We start from the raw sequence: 14,808 nt of genomic DNA, 5'->3' as shown, positions 1-14,808 counted from the left end.
TCGGTAACAAGATTACGTTTCTCAGGTTCGGTGCATTTTTCTGCTTAGGATGAGCGAATTGGTATTATCTTAATATCATGTATACACTTTTTATCTACGTCAGCGAATTACGAATGTATTTGAGAAGCGACATGGGTTGTCGATTTTGGTTTTTATTCTTCTGTTTATGCTCACCCTTAACTGTGAGTGCAGAGCGTTTGGCTTCGCGCTATCTCAAAACCGCTGATGACGGTGCTAGCAGTAGGCAGTTAGTCCGTTACTGTGTTGATCCCGACTGGTTGCCCTATGAAGCGATACGAGAGGGAAAACATGTAGGGGTCTCATCGGACTATATTCGTTACATTGAGTCCCATTCTCTCCTTAAATTCATTCTTGTTCCCACAACATCTTGGTCTGAAACCCTTAATTTTTTACAAACTGGGCGCTGTGATTTAACTCCAATGTTGAATAAAACCGCTACCCGAGAGCAATTTTTACATTTTAGCCATGTGTATTTTCACTCGCCAAATGTGTTGGTTTCGCTAAAAGAACAGCCATTTTTACAAGGATTTGAAAACATAGGCTCACGAACATTAGCCGTGCCTAAAGGTTATCGTCTCGCTGAGTATATTCAGCAATATTACCCTAGAGTCAAAATCATCGAAGTGGCCAGTGAACCAGCGGGACTCGAGGCTGTGCTCGATAAGCGCGCTGATTTATTTGTTGGGTCAATGTTTTCGGTGAATGCTTATATTCAGCAGACAGGTTTTAACCATCTTAAAATTGCGGGGTGGGGCGGGCCAGAAGATGAACTACGCATGGGAGTGAGTTTAGGCCATGAAGCACTGCTGCCGATACTTAATCAAGTGCTTGATGATGTTGATGAGCTTGAGCGAATTAGGATTTACCAGAAGTGGAACAACATTACTGTTATCGATGAGACTAACTATTGGCTTATCTATCAAGTTATTGCAGGTACTCTGCTGGTGATATTCTTACTTGCGACTCGGACTTATTTTATCAGTCGCTATAATCGACGCTTAACCGATAAAAATACACAGCTTGAAGCCCTACGTCGGCAATTAGAACAAACCAATACTGAACTCGAGTTTTTATCTACCCATGATCCGCTCACCAAACTCTATAATCGCCATTACTTTAACCGCCAGTTTGTGCATGAGCATCGTTCTGAGACCGCAACAGAAAGTAGCATCTGCCTTGTCATGTTAGATATCGATTTCTTTAAAGAGATTAATGACACCTTAGGTCATGCCGTCGGAGATAATATTTTGATGGAGCTGTCTACAGTGTTGCAGCATTGTGTGCGTGAATCAGATGTTGTTGCCCGTTGGGGAGGTGAAGAGTTCGTGATCCTTTGCCATCAGACTTCAATTACTTTAGTTAACTCATTGTGCCAGCGGATTGCTGCGGCGATTAAGGATTATCGCTTTAGTGGTGATGTGCGGCTCACCTGTAGTTTTGGGATTGCCAAATTAGCGAGTAATGAACCAATGCAGTCCTGCTTTGAACGAGCAGATAAAGCACTGTATCAAGCGAAAGCCTTGGGCAGAAATCAGATTTGTATTGATGAATCCAATGCTTAGTTTGCGAAATTAGATGCATTGCTAAGCCCATTGCTACTTTACTCGATCAATTTCACATTTATGCTAATCAACTTTTAGGTTAAACCGAGTTTTAACCTGAGTTGAAGTTTGTATTGAGGTTGCATTGGGCTGGTCTTTTGCTATTTGTGAGTCCTTAAAGTATGAGAAATCTGCAATATCGGTAAAAAAACGCTTATTTTTAGGCTTTTTACTAATTGTTTGAAAACTGAGCTAAATTTTTTTATTTAATTGTTTTAATGCATTTTTCTTATTTTTTTTTAATTTTTTCCGCGACTTTATCGTGAAAAATTGCAAGAGCCATTTGCGCATAGCGGGGTTCCAATTTACAATATGCGCCTAAAATAATCTGATGTGCGGTGTGTCGGTGGTTTGTCGCATACTCCGTCTACTTCTTAAACTAATCATTAAAGTTGAATCATGACCGAATTATCCAAATACAGAAACATTGGTATCTTCGCTCACGTTGACGCGGGTAAAACCACGACCACCGAGCGTATTCTTAAGCTAACCGGTAAAATCCATAAAATCGGTGAAGTTCACGATGGTGAATCAACAACTGACTTCATGGTTCAGGAAGCTGAGCGCGGTATTACCATTCAGTCAGCGGCAGTAAGCTGCTTCTGGAAAGATCACCGTTTCAACGTTATTGACACCCCTGGGCACGTTGACTTCACTGTTGAAGTTTACCGTTCTCTGAAGGTTCTTGACGGCGGTATCGCTGTATTCTGTGGTTCTGGTGGTGTTGAGCCTCAATCAGAAACTAACTGGCGCTATGCGAACGAATCTGAAGTTGCTCGTATCATCTTCGTAAACAAGTTAGACCGTATGGGTGCTGACTTCTTACGTGTTGTTAAGCAAACTAAAGACGTTTTAGCTGCTAACCCACTGGTTATGGTTCTGCCAATCGGTATTGAAGATGAGTTCTGTGGTGTTGTTGACCTGCTAACTCGTAAAGCCTACGTATGGGACGATTCTGGTATTCCAGAAAACTTCGAAGTTAAAGATGTTCCAGCGGACATGGTTGACTTAGTTGAAGAATACCGTGAAATGCTGATCGAAACTGCTGTTGAGCAAGATGACGATCTGCTAGAAGCTTACATGGAAGGCGAAGAGCCATCTGTTGAAGACCTGAAACGTTGTATCCGTAAGGGTACTCGTACTATGGCATTCTTCCCAACATTCTGTGGTTCTGCCTTCAAAAACAAAGGTATGCAACTGGTTCTGGATGCTGTTGTTGATTATCTGCCAGCGCCAGATGAAGTTGATCCACAACCTTTAACTGACGAAGAAGGTAACGAAACTGGCGAATACGCTATCGTTTCTGCTGATGAGTCATTAAAAGCATTAGCGTTCAAGATCATGGATGACCGTTTCGGTGCCCTGACTTTCGTACGTATTTATGCTGGCCGTCTGAAGAAAGGCGATACCATTCTTAACAGTGCAACTGGTAAGACTGAGCGTATCGGCCGTATGTGCGAAATGTATGCTAACGATCGTATCGAAATTGAATCAGCTGAAGCTGGTGACATTATCGCAATCGTGGGTATGAAGAACGTACAAACTGGTCACACACTGTGTGATGTTAAACACCCATGTACTCTGGAAGCCATGGTGTTCCCAGAGCCAGTTATCTCTATTGCAGTAGCGCCAAAAGATAAAGGCGGCAGCGAGAAGATGGCTATCGCTATCGGTAAGATGATCGCAGAAGATCCATCATTCCGCGTAGAAACTGACGAAGATTCAGGCGAAACCATCCTTAAAGGTATGGGTGAACTGCACTTAGATATTAAAGTGGACATCCTGAAGCGTACTTATGGTGTTGAGCTGATCGTAGGTGAGCCACAAGTGGCCTACCGTGAAACTATTACTCAAATGGTTGAAGACCAATACACCCACAAGAAACAATCAGGTGGTTCTGGTCAATTCGGTAAGATCGAATACATCATTCGCCCAGGTGAGCCAAACTCTGGCTTCGTGTTCAAGTCTTCAGTTGTTGGTGGTAACGTTCCTAAGGAATACTGGCCAGCAGTTGAAAAAGGCTTCGCGAGCATGATGAACACCGGTACTATCGCTGGCTTCCCAGTGTTAGACGTTGAGTTTGAACTGACTGACGGTGCTTACCACGCAGTTGACTCTTCAGCTATCGCGTTCGAAATCGCTGCTAAAGCGGCATTCCGTCAATCTATGGCTAAAGCTAAACCACAACTGCTTGAGCCAATCATGAAAGTTGACGTGTTCAGCCCAGAAGACAACGTGGGTGACGTGATCGGTGACTTAAACCGTCGTCGCGGTATGATCAAAGACCAAGTTGCTGGTGTAACGGGTGTTCGCGTTAAGGCTGACGTACCGTTATCAGAAATGTTCGGTTACATCGGTACTCTGCGTACAATGACTTCAGGCCGTGGTCAGTTCTCTATGGAGTTCTCACACTACAGCCCATGTCCAAACAGTGTTGCGGACAAAGTTGTTGAGCAAGTTAAAGAGCGTAAAGCTGCTGAAGCTAAGAAGTAATTCTTAACTTCCTCTAAATAGAAACCGCTGCTAAGCCTAGGCTAGCAGCGGTTTTTTTATGGGTGATGCACTGGTTGACATTAGACGGTTGACGAGTCAGCATTCACGCTTTTTGTTTACTTAATTCCAGTAGAGCATTTGCCGCGGGAGTTAACGGTAAGTTCTGCCGCCAAATCAGGGCTAAATCCCAAGTTAATGCCGGTTGCATTGGTCTAAAGACTAGTTTGCTGTGACTGAGTTTTTGGCAAATAGGTTCGGGTAATATGGCCAGTCCCATGTCGGCTTCAACCATGGTTGCAAGAAAGTCCCATTGACCACTGCGAAAGGCGATATTTAATTGCACGCCAGCCTTACGGCTGAGGCGAGTTATCAATTTGGCAAGTGAGAAGTCCTCGTTATAGAGAATAAACGGATAAGCTTCAAAATCTTGCCAGTTGAGATATGACTTAGCCGCAAGCGGGTGCCCATCAGGCAGGCAAGCTAACAGAGGATATTTTGTTAGCGGCTGGTTGACTAGCTCAGTCTCATGGGTTGTGGGTAACGCAGTAAAGGCAATATCTAAACTGTTATTTAGCAGTGCCTGCTCGCAGCCAAATCCCCCGTATTCATACATTTGTAGTTCAACCCCTGGATAACGCTTACGATAGCTCGTCAGTAATCCAATAATTAAGCTACTCATCATGGGGCAGACACCGAGTCTAAGCCGCCCCGATTTTAGGCCGCTTAAGTTACTCATATCCTCCTGCAATCTATGCCATTGTCCGAGGATCTCCCGCGCACTGTGTTCAAACAGTTGCCCAGCTTGGGTTAGCTCCACCTTTTGATTGTTACGGATCAGCAGGGTTTCTCCTACGCTTTCTTCAAGCCTTTGGATGATTTTGCTGAGCGTTGGTTGAGTGATAAAGCATTTTTGTGCTGCACGGGTGAAGTTTTCCGTTTCAACTAAGATCAGAAAACATTGTAAGGTCTTGATTGGAATGTTCATGCTCAAATGGAATCCATTGTATGGCGTTAATTCATTTTACTGATGATGGTCTAAGTATTACTTTGAACTTGTTAACAGAACAGGAGATTTGGTCATGAAGTCAACGTCAAGTTTATGGGTAGGTGCTTTGTGGCAGGCGGCGATGCCTGAAACAAAGAATGTGCAAACAGCAAAGGCAGCGCAAACAAGAGTAACGGCTCCGGCGGGTGATTTGCATAAAGCAAAACAACAAGTTAACCCAGCCTAGGCTGGGTTTTTACTTTTCCATTTTATCTATTGTCCCGTCTGCTTATTTTTCAGTTCGTCCAACATCTCCCCCACTGAGTTTTTAAGTTTATCTCTAATTTTGTTATGGATAATAAAAAGCCACTGGATGATCAGTGGCTTTGGTGCGGGCAGGGGAGGATTGTTTTACTGAGTTGAGAACTTATTATCAACTAAAGGCGCTTTGTTTTCTGCTTGTGCAACATGGCACTGGGTGCAGAAATAATTATGGCCATTGAGCGTGCCCTTATCGTCGATAACGTGGGATTTCGCCACTGGTGTGGCTTTCATCCGTGGTGCTTTATCCCAGCTATGGCAAGTTAAACAGCCATTTTTATCTAAGGTTATTTTGTAATCATCCTTATGTGGGATGAGTGGCGGTTGGTCAGTAAAACTGCGTTCCAACGCCTTACCGCGAGCTGGGTAAACGGGCATAGCATCAGCGGGGCGAATATCGGTCACTGCGCTATCGCCGGCGAGGGATTTGATATTGACTGGTGTTGCTTGAGAGTCTGCTTGTTGGCCTGAGCAGCCGCCGATGGCTAATACAATCGCGGCTAAGGTGAGTATTTTTTTCATTGGTCATTCTCCGCCTTGGGGGCAATGTGTTGACGAATTGGTGAAGTGGTTGATGGCGAGTGACAATCGGTCGAATCGCCTGAACTAAGTTGAGCCTGAGTGGCCGTAAAACGTGTTTGATAGCGAAATACGCGCTTTGCGCAGACATCGATACAGCGGCCGCATTGGGTGCAGTCTGGGCTAGTGATTACCGGATTTTGCCCTTTTAACGCGGGCTTTAATACTTGGCGCTCGGGGCATACGGCAAAGCAATCCATGCAGTTATCACAGGCGCTAGCTTTGCTGGCGACGATCTTAATGGGGCTCCATTTGCCGATTAAGCCAAATAGGGCGCCCGTTGGGCACAGATGACCACACCAAGCGCGCTCGGCGATAAATAGATCCAGCAGAAATATCGCCGCTAAAATCCATAAACCACTGAGACTGCCAAATAGCACGGCGCGATAGACTAAGGGGACGGGATTAATCCATTCCCAAATCAAGTTGCCCGTGAGCAGTGGCAATAACAGCACGAGAGCCAGCAGGTAATAACGTAAATTACGCGGTAACTCGCTGGTGCGAGGGAGGTTTAGTTTACGTCTGAGCCAGCTTGCGGAGTCAGTTACCAGATTGACTGGACACACCCAACTGCAAAACACCCGGCCACCGGCGAGGGCATAAAACAGTATGACCAAGGCTGCACCTATCAATAGGCTAAGCTCGGGAATATGCCCGCTAATGAGCATTTGTAAGCTCACTAGCGGATCGGCAAAGGGAATGATATCGAGCAGTAAACTGGCCGATAAATTACCCTTAAATAACCAAATCCCTAGTAGCGGCCCTAGTGCAAATAGCCCTAACAAGCCGAATTGCACTGCGCGGCGTAGTAGCAAATATTTGTGTGCGCCAAACCAACCGAGTTCTGCAATGGCTGCGACATGCTCGCCTTGCATGCGGGCTTTTGAGTTCATGGTCTTATGACTTATAGACTTGTTACTCATAGACTCATTGCTCATAACGTCAGCCCCTTATTCAACATCTCTAAGGTGGTTTCCTCGGTGTTGAGATAAGTATCATGCTCCGCTGCCTTACCGAGTGCTAATGCCGTCGGTAAGACTTTTATGGCGGCGGTATCGAGTACGCAGGCGTGCTCGCATTTGCCACAACCCGTGCAGGTATCACTGTTGACTGTGGGTAAGAACATGGCGTGGTGATCGCTATGTTGATTGCGTTGGCGTTCTAAGGTGATGGCGTTGTCGATTAACGGGCAAACCCGATAACAGACATCACAGCGTAATCCCTTAAAGTTAAGGCAATTTTTCTCATCGATCAGTACCGCAATACCCATTTTGGCATCGCTAATGTGCTCAAGTTGAGGATCAAGCGCACCCGATGGGCAGGCTTTGATGCAGGGAATATCCTCACACATTTCGCAGGGAATGCGTCTTGCGGTAAAGAATGGCGTGCCAGTGGCGGCGCCATCGAACCAACGTGCCAGTGTTAGCGTGTCGTAAGGGCAAGCCTCAACACACAAACCGCAGCGCACGCAGGCCGAGAGAAAATCGCTTTCTTCAAGGGCTCCCGGCGGTCTGCAAGCTTGGGAGGCGAGTTGGCCTTGGCTTTTTGCCGTGGCCGTCAAGCCTAATCCCACAAGCCCCATCACACAGCCAGCCTTAGCCGTCGTGGCCAAAAACTGGCGACGGTTGACTTGTTTGACTGTGAATGGACTCTTCACTTGCTGACTCACCTTAGACTCCTTAATCGCTTTCAAATACGCTTATCGCTATCAAATGAGGGCTTAGGCCTTCATCACTTTTACTGGGCACTTCTTAAAGTCAGTTTCTTTTGACAGTGGATCGGTAGCATCCAGAATCAACTTGTTGACTAACTGACGCGCATCGAAGAAGGGCATAAACACCACGCCGCGTGGCGGTTTGTTTCGGCCTTTGGTTTCGACACGGGTTTTGACCTCACCACGGGGAGATGCCACGATCACTTCATCACCACGTTGTAGACCGCGAGCCTTAGCGTCTTCAGGATGCATAAAGATTTGTGCATCAGGATAGGCGCGATAGAGCTCAGGTACACGGGCGGTCATCGAACCTGTATGCCAGTGTTCGAGCACACGGCCGGTAGACATCCACAGATCGTATTCTGAGTTAGGCTCTTCCGCTGCTGGTTCGTAAGGCAGGGCGAAAATTACCGCTTTACCATCGGGTTTACCGTAGAACTTAAAGCCTTCACCTGCCTTAACATAAGGATCGCTACCTTCAACGAAGCGGCGCAGGGTTTCTTTCCCCTCAACCACTGGCCAGCGTAGGCCGCGGGTTTCGTGGTAACGGTCAAAGTCGGCTAAGTCATGGCCATGGCCGCGACCGAAGGCGGCGTATTCTTCGAAGATGCCTTTTTGTAGATAGAAGCCAAAGTGTTCACTTTCGTCGTTTAGGTCGCCCTTACAATCGGTAGTCGGGAACTTGTTGATGACACCATTGGCAAACAATACTTCATAAAGGGTCTTGTCAGCGTAGTCAGGCTTTTTAGCGATAAGCTCTGCGGGCCAGACTTCAGACACTTTAAAGCGTTTTGAAAACTCGACTAATTGCCACAGATCCGATTTAGCTCCCTCAGGCGCTTTAACCTGTTGATGCCACATATGGGTGCGGCGCTCGGCGTTACCGTAGGCGCCTTCTTTCTCGACCCACATGGCGGTTGGCAGAATAAGGTCTGCTGCCATGGCGGTGACGGTTGGGTAGGGATCGGATACCACGATAAAGTTTTCAGGATTACGGAATCCTGGGTACATTTCTTCGTTGATATTCGGGCCAGCTTGCATGTTATTGGTACACATAGTCCAGTAACAGTTTAGCTTACCGTCTTTGAGCATCCGGCTTTGCAGTACGGCATGGTAGCCGGGTTTTGGTGGAATCGTGCCTTCAGGCAATTGCCACATTTTTTCGGTAATCGCGCGATGCTTATCATTATCCACCACCATATCAGCAGGTAAGCGGTGGGCGAATGTGCCGACTTCACGGGCGGTACCACAGGCTGAAGGTTGGCCTGTCAGTGAGAATGGGCTGTTACCAGGCGTTGCGATTTTGCCCGTCAGTAAGTGAATGTTGTAGAGCATGTTGTTTGCCCATACACCACGAACGTGTTGATTAATCCCCATGGTCCACAGGCTCATAACCTTCACCTTAGGATCGGCATAGGCCTTGGCTAAGGTTTCTAATTTTTCAGGTTCTACACCACTCATTTTTGCTGCGTATTCCAGCGTATAAGTGCTGACGAACTTAGCGTATTCTTCGAAGCTAATTGGGCTAGATTTACCGTTGCCAGGGTTTTTGGCTTTCTTCTCTAACGGATGATCTGGACGCAGTCCATAACCGATATCATCTACACCGAGGGCAAACTTAGTGTGTTTAGTCACAAAGTCGGTATTTACCGCTTTGTTTTGAATGATGTAGTTGGCGATATAGTTGAGGATCACCAGATCAGATTGCGGATGGAAAACCATCGGGTTATCCGCAAGATCGAAGCTACGGTTCTCGAAGGTGGATAGCACATGCACGCGACAGTCTTTACTGCTTAAACGGCGATCAGATAAACGTGCCCACAGGATCGGATGCATCTCGGCCATGTTGGCGCCCCAGAGCACAAAGTGATCGGCGGCTTCTAAGTCGTCGTAACAGCCCATCGGTTCATCAATACCGAAGGTACGCATAAACCCAACGACCGCTGAGGCCATACAGTGGCGGGCGTTAGGGTCGATGTTGTTGGTTAAGAATCCAGCTTTATGCAGTTTAGATGCTGCGTAACCTTCCCAAATCGTCCACTGACCAGAACCGAACATACCGACAGAGGTTGGGCCTTTAGTGGCGATGCTGTGTTTCCACTTAGCGGCCATAGTATCGAAGGCGACATCCCAACTGACTGGGGTAAACTCGCCTTCTTTATGATATTTGCCGTCTTTCATGCGTAGTAATGGCGTGGTTAATCTGTCCTTGCCGTACATGATTTTCGACAGGAAGTAACCTTTAATACAGTTTAGCCCGCGGTTAACTGGGCTTTCAGGATCGCCTTTGGTGGCAACCACTTTACCCGCTTTAGTACCGACTAATACGCTACAACCCACACCGCAAAAACGGCAGGGGGCTTTGTCCCACTTGATGTTATCTGACTCGGCGGCTTCAACCATTTTCACGGGAAGCGTGACGCCAACGGCCGTCGCAGCGGCAACCGCTGCGTTAGCCTTGAGAAACTCGCGGCGGCTAATGCTCATAGTGTTTCCTCACTCTCTTTTTCTAACAGTTCTTGTTCTAGGGGTTCTACTTGGTGGTAAATCAAACTGGCGGATAACACACCGGACAGGCCATTGATGGCTTCAACATTGTCGAGAATGGCTTTTTGGGTATTCCCTTCGAGGGTAATAACCAACTTGCCTTCGGGTGAAATGGCGTGGATATCGCAGCCTTTTAACGCGGCAATATCGGCTTCAACCTGTTGCAAGGCATTAGGGGCTGCATGTACCACGAGGCTGGTGACATGGTATTCCTGACTCATAGCGGTGACCTTTATCTTGAGATGCACTCAGCTGCTTTGCATAAACATCTATACAACTGAATGTGGATAACTGCGAGTCTAGACCTGATAAAAAATGTGGGTATACCTCACAAGAGGTATTGCAGGGGATAGTCGATCGGGATCAAAGTTTTGCGCGTGATCTAACTCTCAGTTTGAAATTTAAACAATCGCTATCTCTTTGGAGAGGGAATGGCGAGATTGGTTAGATTAGCGAAAGATCCGGCAGTCAAACATCACTATGAGTGGATTAATATCCCGTGAGCTCCATATAACCCATGCCAGTGTGGCTACCGCTAAGTTTGATTGGGCCTTCCCAATAGGAGGTGGATAACGCCATGGCGCTATTGGGATTTAATGGTGAGATGCGGATATCGATTTGCTCAGTCGGGATTTGGACTTGCCAGCTTACGGGGTATTTGCCGGTGCGGGTTGTTTGCCATTCAAGCGGCGTCATTTTTATTCCATCTGGCGTGTCTCGGGAGTTGATATTGCGGCCTGTGCCATCGGCAAACATTCGTCTGGCGCTGTAAAAGGCTAATGGAGTTTGAGATTTATCGGTGGATTGCTCCCTTAACTGAAAGAGCATTAGCGCCGAACCATCATTGAGGCGCAGGGCAAACCAATCCCAACCCTGCTGGCTTTTAGTTAAAAATTGTGAGCTCCATTCTCTGTCTAGCCAGCCTTGGCCAGTGACTTTCTCTACCCGACTTTCGGCTTGGCCATTGATGTTGATATGGCGGGTGATCTGGCCAGTAATGCTGATAAAAGGTTGACTGTAGTAGTAGGAAGCGACATTACCCTCGCGGTTTTTAATGCTATAGCCATTATCGCCTTGATATTGCAGCGGTGCTTGGCTGGTCAGCGTTAGCGCGTAACTAAAGTCTGCGGTCTCAACCCTTAAGGTTGCCGGAAATAACTCGCTCGATTCACTCTGCCATTGCCAGTTATCGAGATGAATTTGATAGGGATTGGCATTGACGCCGGCAAGCTTTGGATGACCGCGAGACCATTTCTCATGGGCCAGATGTGCCGCGCTAGAGGTCAGTGCGCTATGGGCAAAATAGAGTTGTTCAGTTGCCCAAGCGGACTTAAGGGTAGGCGGTTGCGCATTTTGCGATTCTGTATATTGAGGTTTTAGTGCCACCCTAAATTGGGTCCATTGCGCGCCAAGTTGCTCACCTTTTTCGGTGGTTAAGTTAGCGGTGAGATACCACCATTCTTGCCGAAAGCCGTTGTGGGCAAGATGATCTTGGGGAAAATGAAACTGATGCTCAGGTGTCACCTTGGCAAAGGCTTGTTGCGTTGAGGTTATTTCGCCTTCTTTTGTTTGCCCTAGCAAAGCTCCCATGGATTTGGATTCTGAAACGCTCGCGGGCGCATTATCGCAGCCGCTTATTGTGAAAAAGAGTAATCCACCGATGATGAGTTGACTGATTAAGCGTGCGTTTGTACGGCACTTAAGCCAGTTCATTGTGAGTAAACCATTCACTTTCAATTGGGTAATGGTATATGGACGACTGTTCATAGGGTTTCCTGCTGCAAACTGGCGATTAGCGGCCTGCGGGTTTGCCAGTAAAGCGGTAAGAGCACGGCTAAGGTACAAGTCACCAGTGCGATGAGGATGGCTTTGGCATAAGCAAACCAGTCCCAGATCATTTGGATGGTCCAACCAAAGGCTTGCAGGGTGATTTTATCGATTAATAAATACCCCAGCAGAGCGCCCGTAGGCATCGCAATCAGGCAAGTGATTACCACAACCAGCAGCATTTGGCTAAATACCATAGTACGCAGTTTGCTGCGACTCACCCCAAGGGAATAAAGCCGTGCCAGTGGTGCTTGCCGTGCTTGGGTTAACATTAAGCAGGCGCTGAATAGCCCAATGGCGGCCACCAGCAAGGTTAAACTATTGAGCACTAAAGTGATTGAAAAAGTGCGTTTAAACATGGCAATGGCTTGGGCCTTTATGTTGGCTTGGCTATAAATTTGTGCCTGAGCCAACTCTAGCTCTGTGGCGAGCTGCATTTGAAGTTCATCCAGTTCGGCCTCGCTGCGCTTGCCGTTCGTGGGTATTGGTTGCGTTAGCACTGATGAGGATGATTTATCAGCTTGTTCCAGAGGATGAAAACTGGCCGCAAGGCTGATGGGTAACAGTGGCAGTTGTGCCTGTTGCCACAGTTGATGGCTAATAATGAGCTCATTGCGGGTATTACCATGGTCGTAATAAATTCCTGCGATAACCACTTGGTTATTGGTGGTTTTATCGAGCACGTTTAAAGTGACTTTATCGCCCAGCATCAACTGATACTTAATCGCCATTGGCTCACTCACCAAGACAAATTGTCCGCCAAAATAGTGTTGCCATAGGTCAGGTAAACTGTCCTTGAGTGTACTTGTGTACTTTATCGATTCATCATCACGGCTGATAAGATTCACGGGGATCGTTTGAGCTGTTGGACCTTGGGTCGACATCTCGCCATCGACTTGCCATTGTTGATATAAGCCGCTGACACGAGGATCTTGGCTTAATTTATCCCGCACATCAGCCATACGGTTAGCACTAGGGCGCAGGTATAAATCGGCATGTAAGCGGGTTTCTAACCAACTTCTTAGGGTCTGCTCAAAGCTGCCCACTAGGGTATTCATCGCCACATTTGCGCTTAATGCCAGCAAAATGGCCATCATCGCAAGGGAAAGTGGCGCGATAAGCTCGCGGGTTTCGGCGAGCAAATAGTGCTTAAGCCCTGGGCGAGTGAAGGGGAGCAGTAAGCTTACTCCCCAATGCAATACTTGGGGCAACAGCAGAGGAATCGCGACCGTCACTATGCCTAGTAATATCAAACTGGTGTTGTAACTTTGGCTGAAGGGAAACAGTATCGCCGCGAGTACGAGTAACCCACAGGCTAAGATAAATTGCCGCTGGTGGGTTTGGTTGTGGGCCTTAGTTTGCTGATAACGGTTAGCGCCTTGGGCAAGGGATTGGCGCGTAAGATCAAAATACAAGGGCATGCAAGCAGCAAGCGCTGCTACTAAGGTGAGCGCGATCGCCTGTGCTAACCAATGCCATTGCCAAATGCCCGGCAGCAAGTGGGCACCATAGAGCTGCTCTAGCGTCATGGCAACCATAGGTTGTAGCCAATGGCTGAGTTGTAAACCTAAGATAAACCCGATTACCGAGCCTAAGATAACCAAAAATAGTAATTCGGCGAGCAGGGCAAGCATCACATCGAGTCGTTCTAGCCCCTGTTGCAGCAGTTGAATCAGCAGACGTTGGCGTTTCATTAGGCTGTAACGCACGCCGTTATAGGCAATAAACAGCCCAACCACAAAGGCTAACATACTCATCGCATTGAGATTTAAATGAAAACTGCGGGTAAGCGCCATTAAGGCTTGCCCTTGATCCTGCTGACTGTAGCTGGCGAGATCTGGGGTGATACCTAAGGTGTCGAGCCGTTGTTTTAACGCGGCTAGCTTATCCCTATCGCTAAATAGGGCGATATAACTGAGTTTGCCCTGCATCCCAAGTAAGTTTTGGGCGAGGGAAATATCGGTCAAGATGGCGCTGCCAAGTCCCCAACTATCATCGACACGGCTCACTTTTAGGGTCGATGGTGTTATGGATTGAGCTAGGCTGAGCTGGCCATTGGGCGCGATTTTACTGGCTAGACTGTCACTCATCACCACCACGGGCTCACCGCTCATTAGGTCGGCAAGGGGCAGATCTCCCATTGAGACAGTAGAATTAGCCGTTGCCTTGTTATTTGAGGACGGTGAAGCGTTTTTTGAGGTTAATGTGGCAGTCAATGCCGCGACAATATCGCTGCCTTCAATTTGCCAATACTGGCCGTTTTGGCCAGCAACTCTGCCACTGACTACCGCAAGACTTTGGCTAATCCCAGCCTGCCTTAAACTGAAATACACCGATTCATCGAGATTATCTTGGCCAACGGGTGAGGTCAGCAGTACATCGGCCCGCTGACTTAAGAGCTCTGTGGCTTCGCTATAGCTACGAATCGCATTATCGTTGGTGGCTTTTACCCCGATGAGCAGCGTCACGGCGAGGGCGATTCCGAGTAAAATCGCTCCAGCCTGCAATGGCGCGTGGCGATAATGGGCTAAAAATACCTTGAGTACCCAAGTGATACGCAGCCATTGCCCACTCTTATTTAAGTTATTGTATGGATTGGCTTTATTTTCTGGTTGTGTGTTATTCATCATGTTAGCCGGAGATCGATACTGCGGCGTGGGACAGATGCCAGCGTTTGTTCATAAAGGCGGCGCACTCTTCGCTGTGGGTGACCATCAAAA

11 protein-coding genes are annotated in these 14,808 nt (G+C 47.4%); 3 read left to right on the top strand and 8 right to left on the bottom strand.

Translation table 11 applies throughout. The features are described 5' to 3' along the window. Positions 1 to 131 precede the first annotated feature (131 nt). Complete coding sequence (locus tag IEY09_RS03760) at positions 132 to 1,583, top strand: diguanylate cyclase (RefSeq protein WP_188869903.1); 1,452 nt, start codon at positions 132 to 134, stop codon at positions 1,581 to 1,583. A 438-nt stretch (positions 1,584 to 2,021) separates the two neighbouring features. Further along, positions 2,022 to 4,115 (top strand): elongation factor G, encoded by a 2,094-nt coding sequence (gene fusA, locus IEY09_RS03755; RefSeq protein ID WP_047535016.1) that lies wholly within the window; start codon positions 2,022 to 2,024, stop codon positions 4,113 to 4,115. A gap of 103 nt (positions 4,116 to 4,218) precedes the next feature. On the opposite strand, the gene IEY09_RS03750 is transcribed toward fusA, so the two are convergent. Continuing rightward, complete coding sequence (locus IEY09_RS03750; RefSeq protein WP_037414510.1) at positions 4,219 to 5,100, bottom strand: LysR family transcriptional regulator; 882 nt, start codon at positions 5,098 to 5,100, stop codon at positions 4,219 to 4,221. Between the two features lie 94 nt (positions 5,101 to 5,194). Here IEY09_RS03750 and IEY09_RS03745 point away from each other — a divergent pair, with 94 nt between their 5' ends. Continuing rightward, entirely contained in the window at positions 5,195 to 5,347 is a 153-nt protein-coding gene (locus IEY09_RS03745; protein ID WP_037414512.1) for a hypothetical protein, read from the top strand. A 164-nt stretch (positions 5,348 to 5,511) separates the two neighbouring features. Here IEY09_RS03745 and napB read toward each other — a convergent pair whose 3' ends face one another. The 7 genes from napB to IEY09_RS03710 all read right to left on the bottom strand — a co-directional run bounded on the left by napB (position 5,512) and on the right by IEY09_RS03710 (position 14,715). Next, the gene (napB, locus tag IEY09_RS03740; RefSeq protein WP_037429719.1) at positions 5,512 to 5,943 is read right to left on the bottom strand and encodes a nitrate reductase cytochrome c-type subunit NapB; all 432 of its coding nucleotides are present in this window, start codon (positions 5,941 to 5,943) and stop codon (positions 5,512 to 5,514) included. Beyond that, positions 5,940 to 6,893 (bottom strand): quinol dehydrogenase ferredoxin subunit NapH, encoded by a 954-nt coding sequence (napH, locus tag IEY09_RS03735; protein ID WP_229777697.1) that lies wholly within the window; start codon positions 6,891 to 6,893, stop codon positions 5,940 to 5,942. The genes napB and napH overlap by 4 nt, the downstream gene beginning before the upstream one ends. Positions 6,894 to 6,934: 41 nt before the next feature. Continuing rightward, on the bottom strand, positions 6,935 to 7,669 hold the full coding sequence (gene napG, locus IEY09_RS03730; RefSeq protein ID WP_047535020.1) for a ferredoxin-type protein NapG: 735 nt from the start codon (positions 7,667 to 7,669) through the stop codon (positions 6,935 to 6,937). A gap of 51 nt (positions 7,670 to 7,720) precedes the next feature. Beyond that, complete coding sequence (gene napA / locus IEY09_RS03725; RefSeq protein WP_188869901.1) at positions 7,721 to 10,201, bottom strand: nitrate reductase catalytic subunit NapA; 2,481 nt, start codon at positions 10,199 to 10,201, stop codon at positions 7,721 to 7,723. Next, complete coding sequence (locus tag IEY09_RS03720) at positions 10,198 to 10,482, bottom strand: chaperone NapD (protein ID WP_037414522.1); 285 nt, start codon at positions 10,480 to 10,482, stop codon at positions 10,198 to 10,200. The genes napA and IEY09_RS03720 overlap by 4 nt, the downstream gene beginning before the upstream one ends. A 268-nt stretch (positions 10,483 to 10,750) precedes the next feature. Continuing rightward, on the bottom strand, positions 10,751 to 11,974 hold the full coding sequence (locus IEY09_RS03715; protein WP_188870082.1) for a lipocalin-like domain-containing protein: 1,224 nt from the start codon (positions 11,972 to 11,974) through the stop codon (positions 10,751 to 10,753). 50 nt (positions 11,975 to 12,024) lie between these two features. Next, positions 12,025 to 14,715: an ABC transporter permease gene (locus tag IEY09_RS03710; protein WP_188869899.1), complete on the bottom strand. Its 2,691-nt coding sequence runs from the start codon at positions 14,713 to 14,715 to the stop codon at positions 12,025 to 12,027. Positions 14,716 to 14,808 lie beyond the last annotated feature (93 nt).

The sequence above is a fragment of the Shewanella xiamenensis genome (assembly GCF_014647135.1).
Taxonomy (GTDB): Bacteria; Pseudomonadota; Gammaproteobacteria; order Enterobacterales; family Shewanellaceae; genus Shewanella; species Shewanella xiamenensis.
This window is presented reverse-complemented; position numbering and strand designations above follow the sequence as displayed.

What these genes read in the sequence shown, in the direction of transcription:
- napA (WP_188869901.1), bottom strand. Translation starts at nt 10,201, where the DNA reads ATGAGCATTAGCCGCCGCGAGTTTCTCAAGGCTAACGCAGCGGTTGCC.
- IEY09_RS03760 (WP_188869903.1), top strand. Translation starts at nt 132, where the DNA reads ATGGGTTGTCGATTTTGGTTTTTATTCTTCTGTTTATGCTCACCCTTA.
- napB (WP_037429719.1), bottom strand. Translation starts at nt 5,943, where the DNA reads ATGAAAAAAATACTCACCTTAGCCGCGATTGTATTAGCCATCGGCGGC.
- napH (WP_229777697.1), bottom strand. Translation starts at nt 6,893, where the DNA reads ATGAACTCAAAAGCCCGCATGCAAGGCGAGCATGTCGCAGCCATTGCA.
- fusA (WP_047535016.1), top strand. Translation starts at nt 2,022, where the DNA reads ATGACCGAATTATCCAAATACAGAAACATTGGTATCTTCGCTCACGTT.
- IEY09_RS03720 (WP_037414522.1), bottom strand. Translation starts at nt 10,482, where the DNA reads ATGAGTCAGGAATACCATGTCACCAGCCTCGTGGTACATGCAGCCCCT.
- IEY09_RS03715 (WP_188870082.1), bottom strand. Translation starts at nt 11,974, where the DNA reads ATGAACTGGCTTAAGTGCCGTACAAACGCACGCTTAATCAGTCAACTC.
- IEY09_RS03750 (WP_037414510.1), bottom strand. Translation starts at nt 5,100, where the DNA reads ATGAACATTCCAATCAAGACCTTACAATGTTTTCTGATCTTAGTTGAA.
- IEY09_RS03745 (WP_037414512.1), top strand. Translation starts at nt 5,195, where the DNA reads ATGAAGTCAACGTCAAGTTTATGGGTAGGTGCTTTGTGGCAGGCGGCG.
- IEY09_RS03710 (WP_188869899.1), bottom strand. Translation starts at nt 14,715, where the DNA reads ATGAATAACACACAACCAGAAAATAAAGCCAATCCATACAATAACTTA.